This is a genomic window from Pseudomonadota bacterium, assembly GCA_008501635.1.
In the GTDB taxonomy this organism is placed as follows: Bacteria; Pseudomonadota; Gammaproteobacteria; order QQUJ01; family QQUJ01; genus QQUJ01.
The window spans coordinates 312,230-335,276 of the sequence record QQUJ01000017.1; the positions used below are offsets into that span (position 1 = coordinate 312,230).

The 23,047-nt window shown below is 61.3% G+C and carries 19 protein-coding genes; 9 read left to right on the forward strand and 10 right to left on the reverse strand.

What is annotated here, in order from left to right; translation table 11 throughout:
- The first annotated feature begins 39 nt into the window (after positions 1-39).
- From DWQ09_09750 to DWQ09_09780, 7 genes are all read left to right on the forward strand, one after another.
- Complete coding sequence (locus DWQ09_09750) at positions 40-696, forward strand: CBS domain-containing protein (GenBank protein ID KAA3628390.1); 657 nt, start codon at positions 40-42, stop codon at positions 694-696.
- Positions 697-754: 58 nt separating this feature from the next.
- Positions 755-1,627, forward strand: a complete 873-nt coding sequence (locus tag DWQ09_09755) for an alpha/beta hydrolase (GenBank protein ID KAA3628391.1) — start codon at positions 755-757, stop codon at positions 1,625-1,627.
- A 1,033-nt stretch (positions 1,628-2,660) separates the two neighbouring features.
- Complete coding sequence (locus tag DWQ09_09760; protein KAA3628453.1) at positions 2,661-3,374, forward strand: outer membrane lipoprotein-sorting protein; 714 nt, start codon at positions 2,661-2,663, stop codon at positions 3,372-3,374.
- A gap of 9 nt (positions 3,375-3,383) precedes the next feature.
- Positions 3,384-4,700 (forward strand): ABC transporter permease, encoded by a 1,317-nt coding sequence (locus tag DWQ09_09765; protein KAA3628392.1) that lies wholly within the window; start codon positions 3,384-3,386, stop codon positions 4,698-4,700.
- Positions 4,697-5,974 carry an ABC transporter permease gene (locus DWQ09_09770; protein ID KAA3628393.1) on the forward strand — a complete coding sequence of 426 codons (1,278 nt, stop codon included), beginning with the start codon at positions 4,697-4,699 and terminating at the stop codon, positions 5,972-5,974. The genes DWQ09_09765 and DWQ09_09770 overlap by 4 nt, the downstream gene beginning before the upstream one ends.
- Before the next feature lie 40 nt (positions 5,975-6,014).
- Positions 6,015-6,725, forward strand: coding sequence for an ABC transporter ATP-binding protein (locus DWQ09_09775; protein KAA3628394.1), 711 nt, complete (start codon positions 6,015-6,017; stop codon positions 6,723-6,725).
- On the forward strand, positions 6,682-7,929 hold the full coding sequence (locus DWQ09_09780) for a hypothetical protein (protein ID KAA3628395.1): 1,248 nt from the start codon (positions 6,682-6,684) through the stop codon (positions 7,927-7,929). The genes DWQ09_09775 and DWQ09_09780 overlap by 44 nt, the downstream gene beginning before the upstream one ends.
- A 212-nt stretch (positions 7,930-8,141) precedes the next feature.
- Here the strand turns inward: DWQ09_09780 and DWQ09_09785 are convergent, their stop codons facing one another.
- From DWQ09_09785 to DWQ09_09815, 7 genes are all read right to left on the reverse strand, one after another.
- The gene (locus DWQ09_09785; protein ID KAA3628396.1) at positions 8,142-8,666 is read right to left on the reverse strand and encodes a transcriptional regulator; all 525 of its coding nucleotides are present in this window, start codon (positions 8,664-8,666) and stop codon (positions 8,142-8,144) included.
- Between the two features lie 350 nt (positions 8,667-9,016).
- Complete coding sequence (locus DWQ09_09790; GenBank protein ID KAA3628397.1) at positions 9,017-12,631, reverse strand: 5-oxoprolinase; 3,615 nt, start codon at positions 12,629-12,631, stop codon at positions 9,017-9,019.
- A 221-nt stretch (positions 12,632-12,852) separates the two neighbouring features.
- On the reverse strand, positions 12,853-14,157 hold the full coding sequence (locus tag DWQ09_09795; protein ID KAA3628398.1) for a C4-dicarboxylate ABC transporter permease: 1,305 nt from the start codon (positions 14,155-14,157) through the stop codon (positions 12,853-12,855).
- The gene (locus DWQ09_09800) at positions 14,157-14,681 is read right to left on the reverse strand and encodes a TRAP transporter small permease (protein ID KAA3628399.1); all 525 of its coding nucleotides are present in this window, start codon (positions 14,679-14,681) and stop codon (positions 14,157-14,159) included. Before DWQ09_09800 ends, DWQ09_09795 begins: the two co-directional genes overlap by 1 nt.
- A gap of 113 nt (positions 14,682-14,794) precedes the next feature.
- A complete protein-coding gene (locus tag DWQ09_09805) occupies positions 14,795-15,769 on the reverse strand; it encodes a C4-dicarboxylate ABC transporter substrate-binding protein (GenBank protein ID KAA3628400.1) in 975 nt (324 codons plus the stop codon).
- Between the two features lie 189 nt (positions 15,770-15,958).
- Positions 15,959-17,251, reverse strand: a complete 1,293-nt coding sequence (locus DWQ09_09810; protein KAA3628401.1) for a spore maturation protein — start codon at positions 17,249-17,251, stop codon at positions 15,959-15,961.
- A 62-nt stretch (positions 17,252-17,313) separates the two neighbouring features.
- Positions 17,314-18,102 (reverse strand): tRNA pseudouridine(65) synthase TruC, encoded by a 789-nt coding sequence (locus DWQ09_09815; GenBank protein KAA3628402.1) that lies wholly within the window; start codon positions 18,100-18,102, stop codon positions 17,314-17,316.
- A gap of 65 nt (positions 18,103-18,167) precedes the next feature.
- Here DWQ09_09815 and DWQ09_09820 point away from each other — a divergent pair, with 65 nt between their 5' ends.
- Complete coding sequence (locus DWQ09_09820) at positions 18,168-18,977, forward strand: methyltransferase domain-containing protein (GenBank protein KAA3628403.1); 810 nt, start codon at positions 18,168-18,170, stop codon at positions 18,975-18,977.
- 29 nt (positions 18,978-19,006) lie between these two features.
- On the opposite strand, the gene DWQ09_09825 is transcribed toward DWQ09_09820, so the two are convergent.
- Positions 19,007-19,795, reverse strand: a complete 789-nt coding sequence (locus tag DWQ09_09825) for a pseudouridine synthase (protein ID KAA3628404.1) — start codon at positions 19,793-19,795, stop codon at positions 19,007-19,009.
- Here DWQ09_09825 and DWQ09_09830 point away from each other — a divergent pair.
- Positions 19,790-21,478, forward strand: coding sequence for a hypothetical protein (locus DWQ09_09830; protein KAA3628405.1), 1,689 nt, complete (start codon positions 19,790-19,792; stop codon positions 21,476-21,478). The two genes, DWQ09_09825 and DWQ09_09830, sit on opposite strands and share 6 nt — an antisense overlap.
- Positions 21,479-21,534: 56 nt before the next feature.
- On the opposite strand, the gene DWQ09_09835 is transcribed toward DWQ09_09830, so the two are convergent.
- Complete coding sequence (locus tag DWQ09_09835) at positions 21,535-21,849, reverse strand: pyrimidine/purine nucleoside phosphorylase (GenBank protein KAA3628406.1); 315 nt, start codon at positions 21,847-21,849, stop codon at positions 21,535-21,537.
- 52 nt (positions 21,850-21,901) lie between these two features.
- Positions 21,902-22,966 (reverse strand): class I SAM-dependent methyltransferase, encoded by a 1,065-nt coding sequence (locus DWQ09_09840; GenBank protein KAA3628407.1) that lies wholly within the window; start codon positions 22,964-22,966, stop codon positions 21,902-21,904.
- Between the last annotated feature and the right edge of the window lie 81 nt (positions 22,967-23,047).

The window sequence follows — 23,047 nt, forward strand, 5'->3', positions numbered from 1 at the left end:
AACGGATAACAGAATCATTAACCCGGAGTGATTACGGCTATGTATGTTGAACAGATCATGACCAAAGACGTGGTGGCGGTAACCGTGGATACCGCGGTTCCTGAACTGGAACGGCTGATGCGGGAGAAGCGTATCCGTCATCTGCCGGTCATCAAGAGCAACGGAACACTGGCGGGCATCGTCAGTCACCGTGACCTGCAGCGGGTTGCTCCGTCTCCCGCATCGACCCTGTCGCAAGGCGAAGCCACCTATCTGCTGGCCAAGCTGTTGGCCGAAGAGATCATGCACAAAGAGGTGGTCACCTGCGCGCCCACCACGCTGGTCGAAGAGGCGGGCAAGCTGATGCGCCGGCAAAAGGTGGGCTCGCTGCCGGTCGTGGACAACGGCAAGCTGGTGGGGATTGTGACCGGCATGGATCTGGTCGATTTTTTCCTCGAGATCACCGGCAGCTACCAGGAGGACTCCGCGCGCATTGCCGTACACCTCAAAGACGAGCGCGGCCGGTTGGCGGAACTGCTGACCGCCATCAATCAATTGGGTGGCAGCACTGTCAGCGTGATCACCACCACGCATCCGGATCAGGCAGGCAAACGCACCGCGATAGTCCGGTTCCGGGCCGACGATCCCGATCAGATCATCAAAACTCTGCATGACAAGGAGTACGTATTGTTGAGCGAGGATTTGCCGAAAGGGTAGTGGGTACAGCGATCCGGAGTTGAATCGGGTTAAAAGAACATAGTCGTGGAGGTGCATGATGTTCGGCGATGGTTTTGAATCGCTCAGAGTGCAAATCAGCGAAGCCGAGATACATTTGGTCCATGGCGGTTCTGGCGATCCGTTGCTGCTGCTGCACGGGTATCCGCAAACCCACGTCATGTGGCATAAAGTCGCGCCGAAACTCGCGGAACGCTTTCATGTGATCTGCCCGGATCTGCGGGGTTACGGCGACAGCTCCAAGCCGGACAGCGCTTCTGATCACACGGCTTACTCCAAGCGTGCCATGGCCGGGGACATGATCGAAGTGATGCGTCATCTGGGCTACGATGAGTTTTTCGTGGCGGGGCATGATCGGGGCGCACGGGTGACGCACCGAATGGCTTTGGATTTTCCCGATTGCGTGCGCAAAGCGTGCGTCATGGATATCGCGCCGACGCATTACGTGTTTCGCAATACCGATCAGGAACTCGCCACCGCCTATTACCACTGGTTCTTTCTCATCCAACCCAACGGCCTGCCCGAGCGCATGATCGGCGCCGATCCGGCCTATTTTCTCACCGAGAAACTGCAACGTTGGAGCGGAGCGGACGCGGTGTTCGAGCCCGAAGCCGTGGCGGAGTACGTGCGCTGTTTCAGCAACCCGGAAACGATCCGCGCCCTATGCGAAGACTACCGCGCAGCGGCGAGTATCGATCTGGAACACGATGAAGCGGATCGTAGTCGCAAGATTCACTGCCCCTTGCTGGTGTTGTGGGGGGCGCAGGGTTTTGTGGGGCGCAAGTACGATGTGTTGGGGGTGTGGCGGGAGTATGCGGAGCAGGTTGAGGGTGGTGCACTGGCGTGCGGGCATTTTTTACCGGAGGAAGATCCAGATTCGGTGTGTCGGGAGTTGGAGAGGTTTTTTGAATAGGATGCGGCTGCGCCGCGGTTGATTGGTTGCGGGTTCTCGCACCCGCAGGCGAGGTACTTTTGTTTTGGCAAAAGTACCCAAAACCATTGTCCCGGCGTACGCGCCGCCCGTTGGGCGGTTCCCTGCGCTTCTCGCCAACGGGGGGCTCGCCAGAAGGGCCGTCCTGGCCCTACTGGCGAGGGCGTGCATCCGTGCACGCCCCCTCACGGGCCTGATCCCCGTTGACTGCGATGCTCGGCGCTGCCGAACGGGACGGACACATCAACGGCAAAAAAGACAAAACCCAAACTCTCGGGGTGACAACTCGATGTGCCCGATCTTTCTGCAGTGGGGGTGTTGACGTTAGCCTCCCGTCGGCAGCGCCGAGTAGCGCAGGGCTGTGAGGATCAGGCCCGTCAGGGGTGAGCCAGGGAAGGCGAAGCTTTCATCGTCAGCACAGGAAGTGCTGACGATGAAACCCCTCACAGACCGAGCAACGCAGGGAACCGGCAAAGCCGGCGCGGCCGTTGGGCGCACTTTCTTTTGTCCCTTTCTTTGGGCGAGCAAAGAAAGGGACCTGCGCTGCGGGCGCGGAACCCCGCCCTAATTCAACTGCGGCGTAGCCTCACAAACCAAAAAAACGCAAACCCCCTGATGCATCACAATGACCCCACCCGCGCCACCTGATCGTAAAGCCCCGGCAGCGTCCGCACCATGGCGAACGTCAAACCCCCGGCGATGGTGTTTGACACAAGCCTGGCCTGATAGAAGCTGCTGAACTGCGTTACCAGAATGACGATCATTGAAAAGATGGCGATAACGAATGCGTTCAACAGGGAATCAGCTGTAGGATCATCGCATTGACAACGGGGATAGTGCGGATTGTGTGAAGACCCTGCACAACGGTGCTGAATAGAGTCATTTGGAAGCAGCAGCGGCGAGAGCCGCTATCGCGGGAGGCGGTATGACAACGTCACATACAATCGATATTGGTACTCGCCGGCTTGCTCTGAACAAGCACGGGGCTCTCTTCTCGATCTTTTTTGGCGGGTTGATGGCGGTGTCGTTACCCGCGGTCGCCATCGACGTGGATGAACTGATTCGACACATCGATCGCCTCTGGCGGGGCGATACCTCCCGGGCCACGATGTCGATGTCGGTGAAGACCGAGCGCTATGAACGCACCATGACCATGGAGGCCTGGTCGCGAGGCAAGGACTATTCGCTGGTGGTGATTCGCGAGCCGGTTAAGGATCGCGGTATCGCCACCCTGAAGGTTGAGGAGAATATCTGGAACTACCTGCCGAAAATAAACCGCGTTACCAAGGTACCCTCCAGCATGATGTCCGGTTCCTGGATGGGGAGCCATTTCACCAATGATGACCTGGTCAAGGAGAGCACCTTCGAAGACGATTACGATGCGACCATCAGCTTCGAGGGAGAACGTGACGGGCAACGCATCTACGAGCTGACCTTTGTGGCCAAACCCGATGCGGCAGTGGTCTGGGGTAAGGTGATAATGACGGTCGATCAGGTGTCCCTGGCACCCTACACATCACTTTATTACGATGAGGAGGGTGTGCTGATTCGCACCATGACAATGGATCAGACGCAGATGATCGATGGCCGTGTTATACCCATGCGCATGAGCCTGCAACCGCTGGACAAGCCCGATGAGTCAACGGTAATCGTCTATCAGCAGATAGCCTTTGGCATGCCGCTGGAAGAGTCCTTCTTCTCCTTGCAAACACTCAAACGCCGTCGCTAGGCATTGGTTATGGAACAACCCGTCCCATCACATTCCTCCAGTCGCTTGCCGATGCTGTTGTTCGTTGCCTGGCGAAACATCTGGCGCAGTCCGGTGCGCAGCATTCTTACCATTGCCGCGTTGGCCGGAGGGCTGACGATGGTGATCTTTTACGCGGCGATGATGGAGGGGATGATTCGACAGATGGTCCATCAGGCCACGGCGATCTCCATCGGCCATCTGCAGGTGCACCGCCAGGCCTATGTCGATGATCAGGATATTTATGCCACCCTCCCCTGGTCCTATATGGATGAAATCGAGCAGGCATTTCCGCAGATCAGGGTGGCGCCCCGCCTGTATGCCTCCGGGTTGGCCAGTGCGGAAAATACATCGAACGGCGTTTTGATCAAAGCGGTCGATCCGCAGCGTGAAGCGGTGGTCACCAAGATGCTGGAACAGGTGCGTAGCGGCGAGCTTGATCTGGGGCTTGCCGAGAGTAGTGCAGAGGGGCTGCCCCGCTACAACCTGGTGATCGGTGCCCAGTTGGCAAAGAACATGAAGCTTGAGCCCGGCAGTGAACTGGTCCTGGTCACTCAAGCCATAGATGGCAGTATCGGCAACGCTCTCTACCGTGTTGCCGCGGTGCTGAAGCCCCTGGAGCCAAACTTCGATCGCATGGGCGTGTTGATGTCGATCGAAGCCTATCAGCAGTTGATGTATCTGCAGGATGGTTTTCACGAACTGGTTGTCCGACTGGACGACATCACCCGTCTCCCTACCGTGCAGGCGGAACTCGACGATGCGTTGAAAAAACTGGTGAAACAGCAGCCTTTGGATGAACTCGGTGGTCTACCGCTGGTGCGTAACTGGCGTCAGCTAACACCGCTGGTGGCCGATATGCTGGAGTTGAGCAAAACCATCACGTTTTTTGTCGGTTTCATTGTCATCGCGTTGGCGTCGATGGGCATGCTCAACACCATGCTGATGGCGGTGCACGAGCGAACCCACGAATTCGGCATTTTGCTGGCGATCGGTATGAAACGTCGCTGGCTGTTGATAATGGTGATGCTGGAAGCCCTTTTTCTTGGCCTGGTTTCGGCCGTGGCGGGCGTGCTTCTGGGCGTGGGGGTTATCCGGCTGTTCGGCGAACGCGGTATCGACCTCAGCGGCACCTTGCCCGACGGCTACGATTGGGGTGGCATCATCTTCGAACCCTATATGAAGCTTCATCTCGATCCCATGGATGTGCTGAATGGCTGCATCCTGATGATTGGTATCACCCTGCTGGCGGCGTTGATTCCCGCTTGGCGCACCGTACGCCTCAGACCGGCGGAGGTGATGCGTTGAAAACCCGACACAGCCGTCTGCCGGTCACCATGCTGGTGATGCTCTCCTGGCGCAATATCTGGCGCCACCGGCGGCGCACCCTGATTACCCTCAGCTCGATCGCCATCGGCTTTGCTTTGTCGGTGTTGATGATCGGTCTCAATGACGGTGCGCACAACTCGATGATCCGCAACGCCATCAAGCTCGGCGAGGGGCACTTGACGGTGCAGCCGCGCGGTTACCTCGAGGCCCCGGCCAACCACAAATACCTGGCCAACGGGCAGGCGTTGCTGACGCAGATCGATGCGCTCAATGTGGCGGGCAGCGTCGAGCCGCGTATCTCGCTGCAGGTGCTCGCCAGTACTCCCAGCAACTCGGTCGGCGCGGGGCTGGAAGGTTTGAGTCTGCGCGGCGACCAGCGTGTGAACATACTCAAGCCGCAGCTGGTGGAAGGGGAGTGGATCGAGCCAGGAGACTTGCGTGGCATCCTCATTGGCGATGGGATGGCGGGCAAACTCAAGGCCAAGGTTGGCAGTAAGGTGGTGCTGATGGCTGGCAAGCAGGGCGGCGACTCCCAGGCGCAGCTGGGTCGGGTGCGCGGCATATTCGATTCGAAGGTCGATGAGCTGGATGAATATCTGATTCTCAGCGATCTTCAGTTTGCCCAACGTTTTCTCGAGGGGGAGGGCGCCGATCCGGATCTGGCACCAGTCACCCGTTTTGCCCTGTTCCTCGACGACCCGGATACCATGGCCGCTTGGAAAGCTGAATTGAAAAAGGCGCTGGAGAGCGAACGGGTGATCGTGCTGGATTGGCAGGAAATGATGCCCCAGCTCGTGCAATTCATCATGGTCGACGACGCCGGAAACTATATCTTCCTGGTGCTGATACTGATCATGGTGGTATTCGGCATTCTCAATACCGTGCTGATGAGCGTGCTCGAGCGTACACGGGAATTCGGTCTGTTGCGCGCGCTCGGCATGAGTCGCAACCACCTGCTGTTGCTGGTGTTCTGCGAGTCGCTACTGCTGAGCGTGTTGGCCGTAGGCATCGGTTGGGTCGTCGCGGGCGCCACCCACTCATGGTTTGCACACAACGGTATTGACATGGCCGCATTGTTGGGGGGCAGCACGGAGATGATGGGCACCTTTATGGACCCGGTTGTCTACACCGAACTCTCAGCCGATCGTGTGTTTCAGCTTACGCTGCTGATTTTCAGCGCGACCCTGGGTAGCGGTATCTATCCCGCGATCAAGGCTTCGCGGGTGACGCCGGTCGAGGCACTGCGTACATGAAATTGTTCCGCAACGCAAACCCACAGTCTGGAAAAACGACATGGCACTGCTGACACTCAAGGGTATCGACAAGATTTATTATCAGGGCGAGTTGGAGGTGCAGGCCTTGCAGGGCATCGACTTGGTGGTGGAAGAAGGCGAGTTTGCCGCGCTCGTCGGACCGTCCGGTTCGGGCAAGACCACTCTTCTGAACATCATCGGCGGCCTGGATGCGGCCACCCGCGGTAGTATCCAGTTGAACGGTACCGGGATCACTTCGCTGAAGGAGGCGGACTTGTCGGACTTTCGTCTGTTTCAGTTGGGTTTCGTATTTCAGGCCTACAACTTGGTGCCGGTATTGAGCGCGCTGGAGAATGTTGAGCTGGTGATGGTACTGCAGGGGCGTAGCGTCGGCGAACGCCGGGAGCGGGCGGAGCACTATCTGACCCTGGTGGGGCTGGAAAAAGTAATGCACCGTCGGCCCGCGGCGCTGAGTGGCGGTCAGCAGCAACGCGTTGCCGTGGCCCGCGCCCTGGCGGCCGGGCCGCGATTGGTGCTGGCTGACGAACCCACCGCCAACCTCGATTCAGAAAACGCCACGGCATTACTCGATATCATGCATCGTCTCTCCCACGAAGAGAAAACCACCTTCATCTTCTCCACCCACGATGTGCGTGTCATGGAGCGGGCCGAGAGGATAATCACACTGCGCGACGGAAAGATCGTCAGTGACGAACGAGTCGAACGTCATCGTCAAAACGGTACCCATTAGCCTCTGCCTGATAGCGGCGGCGCTGCTGCCGCTGTCCGCCGTGCAATCGACAGAACTGACAGGACGGGTTTCCGTGCTCGGAACAACGGCGTCGGCCGAGCCGGGCGATGCTGGCTATGAAGGTGCGGACAATGACACATTCACCGCAGATCAGCAGAGTTTGCGTCTGATGCTTGACGATTCCCGGGGTCGTGGTGAGTGGTCGGTTCATCTGAAAATGGTGCGGCAGCACCTAAGCGGCTTTCCCGCCGGTGCGCATCATTCCAGTGACCTGTTTCGATATCGTGATCTGGCCGACGATTGGCAGCAAGAGAGCAGCGGCGATAGTTCCACGCGCGCGGGTTTTGAGTTTGATCGGGCCGCCTACAAACGCCGTTTCGACCGTTTTACGGTTACGCTGGGCCGCCAACCCATCGACTGGGGAAGCGGGCGTTTTTGGCAGCCCCTCAACGTATTCGGTGCTTTCGCTGCTACCGACTTGGACACCGATTTCAAACCAGGGATCGACTCGTTGGTGCTGGACTGGTATCCCTCCGCCTTCTCGTCACTGACGGCAGTTCATGCCTGGGCCCCCAAGGACAACACCGCCATTGAGAACAGTTCAGTTCTGCATTATCGACGCCAGGTCGGAGAGCGGGTTGATATGTCGTTGGTTGCCGGGCAGGTGATTGGCAATGACGTAGCCGGAATGTCTCTCGAAGGTGATTGGGCCGGTATGGGTTGGCGTGTCGAGTGGTTACATACCCATTTGCAACAGCCGGATGAAAGTACCGACTTCTGGATTGCAGGGATTGACTATCAGTTCGAAAATGGAACGTTGATCGCCGTCGAGTGGTATGACAATGGTCGCGGTGCGACACAAGAAGCATCACTGCCGGTTTCGCCCACCGATTTATTGGTGACCTACGGGCTCCAGCAGCACTTGGTGCGAAGAGTGCTGGGTATTGCAGTTGAAAAAGACATCACGCCATTGCTGCACGGCGGCTACACGTTGCTGATCAGTCCGCTGAACGGTGCGGATGGGCACGCAGCGACATCAGTTCTCCACCAGTTCAATCTGTCCTACTCGGTCAGCAATGAGTCTGATCTCCTGCTGTCACTGCAGTTTGCCAACGGGCCGGGTTTGAATCAAATGGGCGAATCACAATCGGAATTCGGTCACTTGCCGATGAGCCTGACCGTACGACTACGTTTCTATTTCTGAACCTTCGGGCCTACCCAGCGCGCCTCTGGGGTACAATACAGCACGCGGGGGATTCTGAGATAGGTTCTAGTATCAATGGCTTTCGCCTCGGTCACGCGAAGAAGATCTCTCACCATCCGGCGCGGAGGATTGAAGGTGATCGGTATGATCTGCAGTGGCGTGTGGCCTGGCGTTTCAGCCTATGTAGCCAAAGCTCTATCACGATCGAGTACCTACAATGACGCCGCCGCCCGCGCCGCCTGATCGTAAAGCCCCGACAGCGTCCGCAACACCTTGGCCAATTCGCCGATCTCTTTATTGCCGATGCCGAGTACTTCGAGACTGGCAATCAGACACTGCTCGCGCACATCGCGATAACGCATGCACAACTCCGCACCCTTGGGAGTGGTGGAGTAGAAGATCTCCTTTCCCCGCCGGTCGCCTTGAACCAGCTCCATCTTCATCAGTTTGCGCAGCGAGTAGGAGACGGTGTGGTTGTCCTCGACGTTCAGTGCAAAACAGATATCGGCGAGGCGTTTGGCGCGTTCGCGATGGTTGACGTTGTGCAGCACCAGGATGTCCTGGGCGCCGAGCCCTTTTTCGCCGGCGACCGCCATGCAGTGGAGCATCCAGCGCTGGAAGGCGTTGTTGGCGATGATCAGACCGTACTCGAACTCGCTCAACTCGGCGCTGCGTTCAGAGACGAGATGCGCGGAGGAGACGATGCGCGGTGCCTGCGGTTTTTTCGGTGAGGTCATGGTGGTTTCCGAAACGGTGTTGGAAAGTGGTTTGTCTATGGGCGTCTGGCGGCGAAATTTATGTCACCGTAGTTGTCGGCGCCTTAACTTGCTCCACACGAGCTTCTCTTCGTCAGTTTGATACTTGCGCAAATAATTGGCGCGTGCATTCCGCTGCACTGCAAGCCTCCCTATTTTGATGGATTTTGCCCTCACTCCAACCGCTCTCGACTCGAGTTCCAAAATTCGTTCTATCTCCTACATCCATGGGGTCGTCCCACGGGGCGAAGGGTTTACCCAAGAGCGCTGCAGATAGCTTGGAGACAGATTCCCTCTCACTGTGGGAGAGGGCTGGGGTGAGGGTTGCATCTCTATGGTTCACCATACCCACCACCACCCGGCGTCTCAATGACAAAGCGATCGCCACTGCTCAGTTCCACTTCTGCTTGCGCACCGAGTTCTTCTACGGCGCCGCCCGCCCGTTCGACCCGGTTGCGGCCTACGGCACCCGGTTTCCCGCCGGCAAGACCGTAGGGGGGTACGCGGCGATGGCCGGCGAGGATGGCGGCAGTCATGGGTTCGAGAAAGCGCATTCTGCGCACCGTGCCGTCGCCGCCGCGATGTCTACCGGCCCCGCCCGATCCGCGGCGAATCGCGAACGACTCCAGCATCACCGGGAATCGCCACTCCAGCACCTCGGGGTCGGTGAGACGCGAATTGGTCATGTGGGTGTGTACCGCATCGGTACCGTCGAAGTCGGGACCGGCGCCGCTGCCGCCGCAGATCGTCTCGTAGTACTGGTGCCGCGCATTGCCGAAGGTGAAGTTGTTCATGGTGCCCTGGCTGGCCGCCTGCGTGCCGAGCGCGCCGAACAACGTATCGACGATCACCTGCGAGGTTTCCACGTTGCCGGCGACCACCGCGGCCGGATATTCGGGGTTGAGCATGGAGCCTTCAGGAATGATGATCTCCAGCGGTTTGAGGCATCCGGCGTTGAGCGGAATGTCGGCATCGACCAGACTGCGAAAGACGTAGAGCACGGCGGCTTTGCAGACTGCGGTGGGGGCGTTGAAGTTGCCGGGATGTTGGGGGCTGGTGCCGGTGAAATCGATGGTGGCGCGGCGCGTAGGTTTGTCGACTGCGATGCGTACCTGAACGCAGTTTCCGTCATCCATCTCGTAGCGGAATTCGCCGTCGCCGAGCACCTCGAGCACCCGCCGTACCGACTCCTCGGCGTTGTCCTGCACATGCTGCATGTAGGCCTGCACCACCGGCAGCGTGAAGTGTTCGACCATGTGGCGCAACTCCTGAACGCCTTTCTCGCAGGCGGCGATCTGCGCCTGAAAGTCGGCGATGTTCTGGTCGATGTTGCGCGCCGGGTGATTGCCGCGGGCGAGCAGTGCGCGTATCGCCTCTTCCTGGAACCGGCCGCGGTCGACGATCTTGACGTTGTCGATGAGGATGCCCTCCTCTTCGACGCTGGTGCTGGCCGGCGGCATGGAGCCCGGTGTGATGCCGCCGATGTCGGCGTGATGACCGCGCGAGGCCACGTAGAAGAGCACCTCGCGACCGGCGTTGTCGAAAACCGGTTTGATCACCGTGACGTCGGGCAGGTGCGTGCCGCCGTTGTAGGGTGCATTGAGCAGGTAGGCGTCGCCATCGCACATCCGGCCCTGGTAGGCGCGTATCACCGATTTGATGCTCTCGCTCATGGAGCCGAGGTGCACCGGCATGTGCGGCGCATTGGCGATGAGTTCGCCCGTCTGGTCAAAGACGGCGCAGGAGAAGTCGAGGCGTTCCTTGATGTTGACCGACGAGGCGGTGTTCTCCAGCACCGAGCCCATCTGCTCGGCGATGGACATGAACAGATTGTTGAAGATTTCCAGCATCACCGGATCGACCTGTGTGCCGATCGCAACGCGCTTGGGCAGCGGTACAACGCGGGTGAGCACGAGATCGAGGCGTGGAGTTACCTCCGCTTGCCACCCCGGTTCCAATACCGTGGTGCTGTTGGCTTCGATGATGATGGCGGGGCCATCAATGCGTGCGCCAGATGCGAGCGTACCGCGGTCGTAGACCGATGTGTCGTGTGGCGCGCCGTTCATCACCGCAGTGACATGGGTGATGGCTACGCCATCGGAAGGGCTGCGCGAGAGTGCCGTGTCGCTGACCGTGGTCTCGACATCGCTGGTACCCACCACCTCGACCTGTGCCGCTTCGACGACCAACGCCTTGTCCGGCGCGATGAAACCGTAACGCTGCTGATGGGCTGCTTCGAAGGCGGTGGTCATTGCGGCGATGCCGGCGAAGTCAATGATCAGCGTCGTGTCGGTGCCGGCATATTTCAGGTGCAGCCTGCGCAGCGTGTGGATGCGTTCAGGGGCGACCTGCTGCGCCGTCATCTCCGTGCCGGCTTCGGCAGCGAGTTCATCGAGTAGCGTTTGCAGCTCGGTGAACCGCGCGTCGTTCAGCTCCGCCTCCACCGCACGCTCGCGCATCGCGCGCACGTCGGCAAGGCCGATGCCGTAGGCCGAGAGCACGCCCGCGTGCGGGTGGAGCAGCACCCGCTTCATGCCCAGTGCATCGGCCACCAGACAGGCGTGTTGACCGCCGGCGCCGCCGAAGCAGTTGAGCACGTAGTCGGAGACATCGTAGCCGCGCTGCACCGAGATCTTCTTGATGGCGTTGGCCATGTTCTCCACCGCGATGGCGAGAAAACCCGCGGCAACCTGTTCGGGCGTACGCGTATCGCCGCTGGCTGCGCGGATGCGTTCGGCGAGCGCGGCGAAACGCTCGTGGACTATGGTGGTATCGAGCGGCTGGTCGGCGTCGGGACCGAAGACATGGGGAAAAAACTGCGGTTGCAGCTTGCCGAGCATGACGTTGCAGTCGGTCACGGTGAGCGGCCCGCCCTTGCGGTAACAGGCGGGCCCGGGGTTGGCGCCCGCCGATTCGGGACCGACGCGATAGCGCGCGCCGTCGAAATGCAGGATCGACCCACCGCCGGCGGCGACGGTATGGATCAGCATCATCGGCGCGCGCAACCGCACACCCGCCACTTCGGTTTCGAAGGTGCGCTCGTAGACGCCGTCGTAGTGGCTAACATCGGTGGAGGTGCCGCCCATATCGAAACCGATGACCTGCTCGAAACCGGCGAGCGCCGCGGTGCGCACCATGCCCACCACGCCGCCGGCGGGTCCGGAGAGAATCGCGTCCTTGCCCTGGAACAGGTGCGCGTCGGTCAGCCCGCCGTTGGACTGCATGAACATCAGGCGTGTATCACCCAGCTCAGCGGCAACACGGTCGATGTAGCGGCGCAGAATGGGCGAGAGATAGGCATCGACCACGGTGGTGTCACCGCGGCTTACGAGTTTCATCAGCGGGCTTACTTCGTGACTCACCGAGACCTGGGTGAAGCCGATGGCACGCGCCAGTTCGGCGATGGTGCGTTCGTGCTGCGGGTAGCGATAACCGTGCATCAGGGCGATGGCGATGGCCCGCAGACCGGTGTCGTACGCCGCCTGCAGTTCAACGCGCAGCCGATCGACGGCCAAGGGTTGCAGTATGTCGCCTTGGGCGCTCATGCGCTCGTCGGCTTCCACGGCTCGCGCGTAGAGCATCTCCGGCAACTCGATGTGCAGGGCGAAGAGTTTGGGCCGGGTCTGGTAGCCGATGCGCAGCGCATCGCGAAACCCGCGCGTCACCACCAGCAGCGTCGGATCGCCCTTGCGTTCCAGCAGCGCGTTGGTGGCGACGGTGGTGCCCATCTTCACCGACTCGATCTGCGCGGCGGGAATCGCCGTTGTCGTGTTGACTCCAAGGAGTTCGCGAATACCCTGCAACGCGGCGTCGGGGTAGCGTTCGGGATTCTCCGAAAGCAGTTTGTGGGTCACCACCGCACCGTCGGGGCGGCGCGCGACGATGTCGGTGAAGGTGCCGCCGCGGTCGATCCAGAAGTCCCAGCGATTGTTTGAAGCCGTTGTCACGAACAACTCCTAGGGTCCGTAGGAGCGGCGGAAGCCGCGAAGGGGTGTCTTGAACAGCTCTCAACGCAAAGACGCCAAGACGCGAAGGACGGATTGTTCAAAATAAAACAGAACGCTTTCTCTTTGCGTCCTTGGCGCCTTTGCGTCTTTGTGTTGAAAGAAATCAAACAGTTCGCGGCTTCCGCCGCTCCTGCAATCGCGCCTGCGGTGATCATCCTGAATCAACCCCGCGTCATCTGCTGCGGGAGATAGGTGACGATCCCGGGAAACCAGGTCACCAGCACCACCGCCGCCAGCAGCAGGAAAAAGAACGGCAACGCGGCGCGGGCGATGTAGAGGATGTTGCGCCCGGTCAGCCCCTGGATGACGAACAGGTTGAAACCCACCGGCGGGGTGATCTGCGACATCTCCACCACCAGCACCAGATAGACGCCGAACCAGAGCAGGTCGATCCCTGCCTGTTCCACGATGGGCAGAATCACCGAAGTGGTCAGCACCACCACCGAGATGCCGTCGAGAAAGCAGCCCAGCAGGACGAAGAAAAGGGTCAACACCACCAGCAGTCCGGTGGCCGAAAGACCCATGGCGCCGATGTACTCGGCCAGCGCGCGCGGGATGCCGGTAAAGCCCATGGCGATGGTGAGAAAGGCGGCGCCGGCCAGAATAAAGGCGATCATGCACGAGGTGCGGGTGGCGCCCATCAGGCTCTCGTTGAAGGTCTGCCAGGTGAGCGAGCCGGTGGTGATCGAGAGGAACAGGGCGCCGACCACGCCGAGCACGGCGGCCTCGGTGGCGGTGGCGAATCCGCCGTAGATCGAGCCGAGTACGAAGATGATCAGCCCCAGGACCGGGAACAGGCGCCGCGCCGCGTAGAGCTTCTGTCCCCAACTCACCGCCGGGTCGCGCGCGGGCACGCGCCGGGGATTGAGCAGTGCCCAGGCCACGGTAAAGCCCATGAACAGCACTACCAGCAGCAGACCGGGCAGTGCGCCGGCGATGAACAGCCGGCCGATGGAGAGCTGCGCCGAGACGCCATAGACGATCAGGATCAGCGAGGGCGGAATCAGCAGACCCAGGGTGCCCGAGCCGGCCAGGGTGCCTATCGACATCGGTTCGTCGTAGCGGCGTTGCTTGAGCTCCGGCAGCGTCATGCGCCCGATGGTGGCGGCGGTGGCGGCGGATGAGCCGGAGACGGCGGCGAAGATCCCGCAGCCGAGGATATTGACGTGCAGCAAACGGCCCGGCAGCGCACCGAGCCACGGCGAGAGGCCGCGAAACAGATCCTCCGACAATCGTGTGCGGAACAGGATTTCGCCCATCCAGATAAACAGCGGCAGCGCGGTGAGCGTCCACGACGAACTCGATCCCCAGGTGGTGGTGGCCATGATCTGGCCGACGGCGTCGTTGCCGTTCAGCACCATACCGACGAACGCCACGCCGAAAAGTGCCACCGCCACCCACAGACCCATGCCCAACAGGCCGAAGAGCGCGACGGTGAGGATCAGGATGAGGGTGAGTTGATCCACTAGTCTGCATCCGCGGTCACGGCGATGTTTTCCTGCTGCAGGTACGTGGGCTCCTGGCCGCGCAGCAGGCAGACCAGTTCATCGAGCAACGCGATGGCGAAGATCACCAGACCCAGCGCCATGGGCGTCTGCGGGATCCAGATCGGTACCGCGACATAGCCGCTGGAGACCTCTTCAAATGCGTAGGACTCGACCACCAGCCCGATGCACGACCAGGCGGCGTAGAGCGTGAGCGCCAGCGCAACGGCGAGGGTGGTGATCTCGATGGCGCGCCGCGCGCTGGGCGACCAGTGGTGCAGGAGCAGGGTGACGCGGATGTGGCCGCCGGCGCGCAGCGTATACGCGAGTGCCAGAAAACTGGAGGCGGCAAGAAAAAAGCCGGAAAAATCCTCGGTGGAGGGGACGACCACACCGAACCAGCGGCCGATGACCTGCGCCAGAATCAGCAGCGCGATGGCCACCAGAAAGAGCGCGGCGAGCACGCCGGCACCGAGGTAGAGACGGTCGAGAAGTTGGCGGAGCATGTGGGTTGTGTTTCCCAGCCCCTCTCCCCAACCCCTCTCCCGCGAGGGGAGAGGGGCTTTCGCTCACCCTTGGCGGGAGAGGTACCGAGGGAGAGGGGGAAGGTAACAGCCTCTTACTGCACCGCCTTGAGGATGGTCATCCCCTGATCGCCGGCCTCCTTGGCCCACTCTTCGCTCATGGTCTTGCCGATGGCGCGCAGTTCACCCTTGAACTGCGGGGTAGGCACGGCGATCTGCATACCCTTTTCGCCGAGAGTCCGGGTCTTCTCCATGGTCTCGGCGCGGGCCATCTCCCAGCCACGGGCTTCGGCCTTGGCGGCGGCGGCGGTCACGGCCTGCTGCTGCTCCTGGGGCAGGCGTTTGAAGGAACGGGCGTTGACGATCACCATGTTCTTGGGAATCCACGCCTGGGTATCGGTGTAGTGGTTGACGAAATCCCACGCCTGGCTGCTGACGCCAGTGGTGGGCGAGGTGACCATCGCCTCGATGATGCCGGTGCTGAAGGCCTGCGGGATTTCGGGTGTCTGCACCGTGGTCGGCGCCGCCTCGAGCAGTGCTGCCAGGCGCGAGGTGGTGGGGCTGTAGGCGCGCATCTTCAGGCCCTTGAAATCGGCCACTGAACTGACCGGATTCTTGGTGTAGAAGCCCTGTGGCGGCCACGGTACGGCGTAGAGCAGCATCAGGCCGTCTTTAGTCAGCCGCTCTTCCACGACCGGGCGCGAGGCGTCCCACAGCTTTTGCGCGGATTCGAAGTCGCTGGCCAGGAAGGGGATGTTGTCGACCTTGAAGATCGGGTCATCGTTGCCCAGCAGGCCCATGAACAGCTCGCCGATGGGCACCTGACCCGAGCGCACGGCGCGATGGATCTCCGGGTGCTTGAACAGCGAGGCGCCGGAGTGGACGACGATGTCGAGTTCGCCGTTGGTCGCTGCCTTCACATCCGCGGCGAACTGGCGCACGTTCTGGGTGTGGTGTACGCCATCGGCGTAGGGGGTGGGCATATCCCACTTGGTGGCGGCCAGGGTGGGGGTGCTGATCAGTCCGAATGCGATTGCGCTGCACGCCAGCGCGCGGTTGATGCCTTTCATCTCTCTCCTCCTCGGTATGGGCGCTCTGACTGGCGCCCGGCGTGTGACCCTTGGCAGGGATCGTCCGGCCGGCATGAGTTGTGGTTATCCGCCGGGCGGTACGAGGATGAGTTCAGCATACGTTGACGATTTGTCAACGTATTGTCATTGAATTACCGAGGAACGGTTCGCCGGGCGAACGTTGCAACCTCAGGCCAGCAGCCACTGGCAGGCGACAATCGCCCCGATGATGCCCGCCAGATCGGCCGTCAGACCCGCTGCGAGGGCATGGCGCACCCGGCGGATCTGGATGGCGCCGAAATAGACGGCGAGGACGTAGAAGGTGGTTTCTGTCGAACCCTGCAGCGTGCTCACCAGATAGCCGATATAGCTGTCGGGACCGATGGCGGGATCCTGAATGGTCGCGGCCATCACCCCGTAGGCACCGGATCCCGAAAGCGGGCGCAGCAGCGCCATGGGTAGTGCTTCCGCCGGCAGCCCGAGCGCGCCGGTGTACTGCCCGACGGCCTGTACGAAGGCCTCGAGGGCGCCGCTTTCGCGCAGCATGCCCACCGCCACCAGGATGGCCACCAGATAGGGGATGATGCGCACCGCGACCTGGAAACCCTCGCGCGCCCCCTCGACGAAGGTTTCATAGATACGCACGCGGCGCAGCACCCCGAACCCGAGCAGCAGCACCGCCAGCCCGGGCAATATCCACGGGCTGATGGTGGCGCCAAAGGCAACGGTGAGCGGGATCATGGCAACGATCACCGCCAGGGCGAGTATCGAGATGTAGGCCGGGTAGCCGGGTGGCGCTTCGGCCAGTGATGCCTCCACCGCAGGCGGTGGTGTGGCGTCATCCGGGGGTGCAAACCCCGCCGGCGGCTCGACGGCGGAGAAGCGCTGATAGAACTTGGCCGCCAGGATCGCCACGGTCGTCGAGCAGAGCGTGGCAAAGAGCGTGGTCGGTAGTATGCCCGCCGGATCGGTGGAGCCCGAGGCGGCGCGCAATGCGATGACCCCGGTGGGCAACAGCGTCACGCTCGAGGTGTTGATGGCGAGAAACAGTGCCATGGCGTTGGTGGCCGAACCCCGGTAGTAATTGAGTTTGTCCAACTCCTGCATGGCGCGAATGCCGAACGGGGTGGCGGCGTTGCCGAGTCCCAGGGCGTTGGCGGAGAGGTTCATCACCATCGCGCCCATGGCCGGATGCTCGGCGGGCACATCGGGAAAGAGGCGGATCATCAACGGGCGCAGCAACCGGGCGATGATCACCAGCAGGCCGCCGGCTTCAGCCACCTTCATCAGGCCGAGAAAGAACGCCATTATGCCGATCAATCCAAGGGCCAGGGTCACCGAGCTCTTGGCGGCCTCCACCATGCCGATGGCCAGGGCGTCCATCGGTGCAACGGCTTCGGGCGTGGGCGCCACCCAGCCGATTTGCCGATATCCGGTGACGAGGAAGGCGATGGCGATGAGGGCGAAAAAGAGAGCGTTCATTATTGTAGGTGGGCGCGATGGTTGTGATGCACGCCATCTTAACCCGGCTGTCGAGGCGCGCTCTACGGCGGATGCGTTGCGGGCGGGGTTTGCGCGCCCGGAAGGGGTTGGTGAGGGGTGGATCCGCGGCCGATCATCTCGTACCAGCCCAGCTGCTTCAGCACGTTGCCGAACGCTTCATCCAACGGCGCGGTGATAGTGAGCGCCTGCACCGTTGCCGGGTGATGGAATGCGAGACTGCGTGCATGGAGCAACAGCCGTGTCGAGCCGAAGCGTTCCAGGAAAAGCCGGTTGTGGCGGCTCTTGCCGTAGGTGGTGTCGCCGACGATGGGGTGGGCGATATGCTTCATGTGACGGCGGATCTGGTGTTTGCGCCCGGTGCGCGGCGCGGTTTCGATGAGTGAGTAACGGCTACTGGGATAGCGGTCGACGCGCACCGGGAGTTCGACGCCGGCCAAGCGTCGATAGTCAGTGAGCGCCGTCTGCGGCCCTTTGTCCTGACGCGCGTCGCGATCGGTCATCCTGTCTGGCTCTACGCGCAGCGGGTAATCTATGGTGCCCTCTTCAGCGGTATACCCGCGCACCACCGCGATATAGAGCTTGTGAACCTCGCCTGTGGTGAAGGCCGCCGCCAGCTGAGCGGCGGTCTCTCGATCGAGCGCGAAAACCAGCACCCCCGAGGTAGGCTTGTCGAGGCGATGCACCGGGTAGACGCGTTGCCCGATCTGATCGCGCAGCAGTTGCAGGGCGAAACGGGTTTCGTGCCGGTCGATGGCGCTGCGGTGTAGCAGCAACCCGGTGGGTTTGTTGATGGCAACGAGCGTTGCGTCCTGGTAGAGGATATCGAGCATAGAGCCGTTCAGAATCGGAGTGGAACAAGGCCAGGTTGCGTTGAGCCCGAAGCATAACGCGAATCATGTCGCAACAGGATTTGCTTTCTCTCCACCGACTCGTCACCCTGCAGGCCATGGCAGTTCTCTGGCAGTACCAGACACCGGACAATCGTTACGAAGTACGCAGCGCCGGGCGTGCGCGGCGTCTGTATACCAACGGTGTGTTTCACAGTCAGTACAATCCGGCACAGCCCGTTTCAGGAGGCGTCTGGGATCTGCTTTTTCTTCCCGCCTTCTTTCGTCCGCCCGGCAGCATCCGACGGGTATTGATTCTGGGTGTTGGCGGTGGCGCGGTCATCCGTCAGCTGGAGCACTTTATCGGCCCCGCGGAGATGGTGGGGGTCGATCTCGATACACAACATCTGGATGTTGCCCGGCGCTATTTTGGCGTGTCGAGCGAGCGCGTTTCATTGCAGTGTGCCGATGCCGGCGAGTGGTTGCAGGCGTGGCGGGGCGAACCGTTCGATCTTGTGGTCGACGACCTGTTTGGTGAACACGAAGGCGAGCCGGTGCGGGCGATCGACGCCAAGCCGCGTTGGTTCCAACGTTTGCTGAAAGTGCTCGCACCGCAAGGTCTCTTGGTGATGAACTTTCCGACACTGCAGGAACTGCGCCGATGCGGTTACTGCACTGCACCCGCGGTTCAAAGGCGATTTGCTGCGGCCTATGTGTTTTCTGTGCCGCGTTACGAAAACGCCGTCGGCGCATTCTTGCGGGGCAGCGCGGAGTTGCGTGACCTGAATCGCCGCCTGGTTCAGTTTCCGCAGCTCGACAGGCGACGCAAGGGCTGTCGGTTGCGTTATCGCGTCAGGCGCCTGCAAGCAATTGTCTGAACTGGAGTCGGGGGATTTTGAGACAGGTGCTAGTTACGCGATCGTGATCGCGCCCGTTGTCCGGGAGCAGCGATGGTTTTTTGTTTTATTGGGCCAAAAAGCAACGGATCGATGTCACGCCATGTACCGGGCCGCAGGCCCTCCAGCGACACCGGGCCGATGGCGCAGCGAATCAGCCGGAGTGTCGGGTACCCCACGGCGGCGGTCATGCGCCGCACCTGACGGTTGCGACCCTCGTGGATTTCGAGTTCCAGCCAGCTGTCGGATACCGATTTGCGAAAACGAACCGGGGGATCGCGCGGCCACAACCGCTCTGGTTCTTCGATACGCTTTGCATTTGCCGGAGCCGTGGGGCCATCCCTGAGTGCAATGCCGTTACGTAGCCGTTGCAGGGCGGCGTCGCTGATTGTGCCCTCCACCTGCACCCAGTAGCGTTTCCAGAGTTTCCGGGAAGGGTGGGCGATGCGCTGTTGCAGCGCCCCGCAGTCCGTCAACAGCAGCAGTCCCTCGCTGTCACGGTCCAATCGCCCCGCGGCATAGATGCCGGGTACATCGATGTAGTTGGACAACGTGCTGCGACCTTCACGATCGGTAAACTGGCACAGGACATTGAAGGGTTTGTTGAAAGCGATAAGATGAGACACGGAGGTGACAGTGTAGTGACTGCCGAACTCGGCAGAGTGTTTAATGATGTCATCATACGCCTGATTACGCTGGCCGTATCGTTCTCGGCTGCTAGGCTTATGCGAACAAATCCCCGCTATCGGCGCCAGGCGCCGAAACAAACACAAAAAATAAGGAGGTCGGTCAAGATGCATTTTCGCCAATGGCTTTTACTCTGCATGCTCTTTGTTTATGCCCCCCTCACCCCCGCTCTTGATAAACCCGACTGTGCCCTCATAGAAAAATGGGCGACCGCCGGCGATGCGCAGGAAACCACGCAGATTTCGCCCGGCCTGCAACTGAGTGTCCTGGCTGAAGACGAACGCATGGTGCCGCTGTTTGGGAAGTCGATCTATTCCTGGGATCGCGACGACTTCCGCGATTTCAACACGACGGTCAATGTGTGCGCCAAGGCGGCATCCAAGCGCCGTGATCGTGCGACACGGGACACGCTGCAGCTGGCCATGCGTTCGGTGCGCAAAGCACAGCGTCCTCTGGGTGATCTGATTCGTGCCAGGGAGGCGGGCAATACTGCCGTGACCGCGCTGCTCGAAGAGCCCGCGTCACCCGAAACGATCGTGATGCTGGAGCGCGCCGAAGAGGCGCTGCAGGGCAAGGAGGTCCGACCCCAGCTGCGGGGCACGCCGCAGGCGCTGCAGCAGCATATTCACGGTTTGATTCGTTCGCTGCGGTATTTGGCAACCACAGACATTGAATCGCTTGGGGCGCGTCTCGCCGAACGCAGGTTGGCCCTGGTGGCGGCGCAAGAGGAGGCGGAGGCCGCGGCGACAGCCGAGCTTGAAGCTGCGCGGCGCGAACTCGAGAGTTTGGCAAACGATGTGCAGGGACTCGCTGTCCTCGATCGAATGAGCAAGTTGCCTGCCCTCGAAACAGCCAGGCCAGAGCAGGCTCGCGCCTTTCTCGATAGCGTGGCGCAAAAGCGCCGCTCCATAGAGGACGCGCAGCGTCAGGCTCGTGAGGAAGAGAGCAGCCGAATCGCGAGTGCGATGGTAGAGAGGATCAACGCCTTCGAGGTCAAACAGCCCGCCGATCTCGGCAAACTGTGGAATCTCGGCAAGGAGATGGGCGAAGAGCTACGCGGCAGCGGTGCCCGGAGCGGCGCGCAGATGATGAATGCCGCCTTCTGGAAGCGTTTCAACGCGGCGGCCACGGCGATGTTGCAACCCTTCGAAAAGCAGCTGGAGGCGATCCCGGTGTCTCAAGAGGCGCTCAAGCCGTTGAGGAGGGCTGTTCCGGAGCTGACCGGCATCGAACGTGACATGCCGGTGATGCGGCCTTATCACCAGGCCGTACGCGCTCGCGGCGAGCAGATCGCCGGGGAGCTGCGCCGGATTGCCTGCAAAAAGACACTCGATGCAGCCGGCGTTTCCGGCAGCGAAGCGGAACAGGCGCTATGGGGCGCCGGCGCAGCGACCACGCTGGGCGAATTTCTCTGCACCATTGCGACGCGCGGCAGCGAGGTGCACGAGTACGATGACGCGGGTCTGCTTTCAGATACGCACACCCTCAAGCTGACGACCAATGCGGAGGGTTTTCATACCCTCAAGTTGCATGAAGGCGAGGTGCAGCCCGGGGAGAAGATGCTGATCGGATTCGAAGTGGCGGATGCCAACCAGAAACGGGCGCTCAGCGTCAGCGACTGGGAGAGCTACGTCGCGGTCAATCTCCGTGGAGACAAGGCGGCAGCCGGCGGTAGTGATTCCGCCGAATGCGATCGTCTGGCGAACAAGCCGCGCGGTGAGCTTTCGCTGGTCGAGTCCCAACGGCTGATGGGATGCGTCCTGTCGACAATTCCGGCGATGATCCAGAATCGCTGATTGCTCGTGCGCCGGCTATCGGTCGCAGCGCACCGGTAGCCGGCGGCGGCTGACGCTCAGCCGAGATAAGCGCAGCAGTAATCGGTGACACTCTTCACTTTCAATGCGAATCGGGTGTTGGCGGGGACCGCGAAAGATTCTCCTGCCCCCACGCATCGCCATTCGCTGCTTCCCGGCAGCAGCACCTCGAGTTCACCCGCCAGAATCTCCATCAGCTCCCTCTGATCGGTGCCGAACTCGTAGTCACCCGGCAGCATGATACCGAGGGTCTTTTTGCTGCCGTCGCCAAGCAGCACGGTGCGGCTGGTGAGCTTACCGTCGAAATAGACGTTGGCCTGTTTGACGAGGGTAACGTTGTCGAACTGCGACATGGAACTCTACTCGCCGCAGGGACGGAAGGCGCTGCGATTATCCCGGCTGCCGTTAGGTTTGCAAGTGCTGATCAGGAAGGCGCGTGGTCAGCAGCGTAAAACCTTCGCCGAGCAACGAACGGTCTACCGGCCCGGTGAAGCCGGCCTCGCGCAGCAGCTGCTCCTGTTCCTCGCGGGTGGGCACCACGTTGCCCCACAGCAGTTCCTCGAAGCCGGTTTGCAGGGGGAACTGGTACTCCGGTTGGCGCGCCTGTTCGAGGGTTGACGGGTAAGTCTCGTCGACGATCACCAGCCAGCCACCGGGCCGCAGTGCCTGTGCGCACTCGGAGACTACACGCGGACGTACAGCGGGTTCGATCTCGTGCAGCACCTCGACCATAACGACGATGTCGAAGGTCGCGGGCTGCACGGACGCGATCGGGCCCTCGATCGCCGCGACACGATCACCGAGATCGGCCGCGGCTATGCGTCGCTTGGCCACCGCGATGCCGACCGGATCGATATCGACGCCCACGCAACGGCCACCGGGAAAGGCTTTGGCCAGCTGCAGCAGGAAATTTCCGGTACCGCAGCCCACATCCAGGATCGCGCCACCGGCATCCATCAACGCCTTTACACCCGGCAGTTCGGGCAGGATCTTGCGGGCGGTGACCACGTGCAATCCCTGGGTGGAACCGGTAACCGTTTCGGTGAAATCTTCGCTGCGGCCCTGGTAGGGCACGGTGTCACCGGTGCGGAAGGCGGCGACGCAGCCGCGGAAATCCTCGGTGGCGAATTCGGTGCCGAGACGCACGTAGCTGCCCAGGTAGCGCGGATGCCCGGCGTTGGCAAGGATGGTGTCGATGTGCGGGGCGAGCCGCAGGCGGCCGGTCTTTTCACTTTCCACCAATCCCAGGCTGTATGCAGTGATACACCAGGTCGCGACATAGGGCGCATGGAGGCCGAGACGTTCGGCGATCGCGTCTGCGCTGGCATCCGGCGTTTCGGCGAGGGCCTGAAAAAGACCCAGGCGCACGCCGAGGTCGATCAGATGCATGGCGTTGAAGCCGCGGCGCCATTCGAAGATGCGGGCGACCTGCTGGTCGGCAGACAGGACATGGACGTTGTTGGTAGACATGGCTTTCCCCTCCCCGGGTTCATTGGCGCCATCGTGTGCTTTCAATAGGTGTAGTCCGCCCGGCGGGGTGGTGCAATGTAG

What these genes read in the sequence shown, in the direction of transcription:
- DWQ09_09760 (KAA3628453.1), top strand. Translation starts at nt 2,661, where the DNA reads ATGGCGGTGTCGTTACCCGCGGTCGCCATCGACGTGGATGAACTGATT.
- DWQ09_09805 (KAA3628400.1), bottom strand. Translation starts at nt 15,769, where the DNA reads ATGAAAGGCATCAACCGCGCGCTGGCGTGCAGCGCAATCGCATTCGGA.
- DWQ09_09840 (KAA3628407.1), bottom strand. Translation starts at nt 22,966, where the DNA reads ATGTCTACCAACAACGTCCATGTCCTGTCTGCCGACCAGCAGGTCGCC.
- DWQ09_09800 (KAA3628399.1), bottom strand. Translation starts at nt 14,681, where the DNA reads ATGCTCCGCCAACTTCTCGACCGTCTCTACCTCGGTGCCGGCGTGCTC.
- DWQ09_09765 (KAA3628392.1), top strand. Translation starts at nt 3,384, where the DNA reads ATGGAACAACCCGTCCCATCACATTCCTCCAGTCGCTTGCCGATGCTG.
- DWQ09_09785 (KAA3628396.1), bottom strand. Translation starts at nt 8,666, where the DNA reads ATGACCTCACCGAAAAAACCGCAGGCACCGCGCATCGTCTCCTCCGCG.
- DWQ09_09755 (KAA3628391.1), top strand. Translation starts at nt 755, where the DNA reads ATGTTCGGCGATGGTTTTGAATCGCTCAGAGTGCAAATCAGCGAAGCC.
- DWQ09_09820 (KAA3628403.1), top strand. Translation starts at nt 18,168, where the DNA reads ATGTCGCAACAGGATTTGCTTTCTCTCCACCGACTCGTCACCCTGCAG.
- DWQ09_09775 (KAA3628394.1), top strand. Translation starts at nt 6,015, where the DNA reads ATGGCACTGCTGACACTCAAGGGTATCGACAAGATTTATTATCAGGGC.
- DWQ09_09830 (KAA3628405.1), top strand. Translation starts at nt 19,790, where the DNA reads ATGCATTTTCGCCAATGGCTTTTACTCTGCATGCTCTTTGTTTATGCC.
- DWQ09_09835 (KAA3628406.1), bottom strand. Translation starts at nt 21,849, where the DNA reads ATGTCGCAGTTCGACAACGTTACCCTCGTCAAACAGGCCAACGTCTAT.
- DWQ09_09815 (KAA3628402.1), bottom strand. Translation starts at nt 18,102, where the DNA reads ATGCTCGATATCCTCTACCAGGACGCAACGCTCGTTGCCATCAACAAA.
- DWQ09_09825 (KAA3628404.1), bottom strand. Translation starts at nt 19,795, where the DNA reads ATGCATCTTGACCGACCTCCTTATTTTTTGTGTTTGTTTCGGCGCCTG.
- DWQ09_09810 (KAA3628401.1), bottom strand. Translation starts at nt 17,251, where the DNA reads ATGAACGCTCTCTTTTTCGCCCTCATCGCCATCGCCTTCCTCGTCACC.
- DWQ09_09750 (KAA3628390.1), top strand. Translation starts at nt 40, where the DNA reads ATGTATGTTGAACAGATCATGACCAAAGACGTGGTGGCGGTAACCGTG.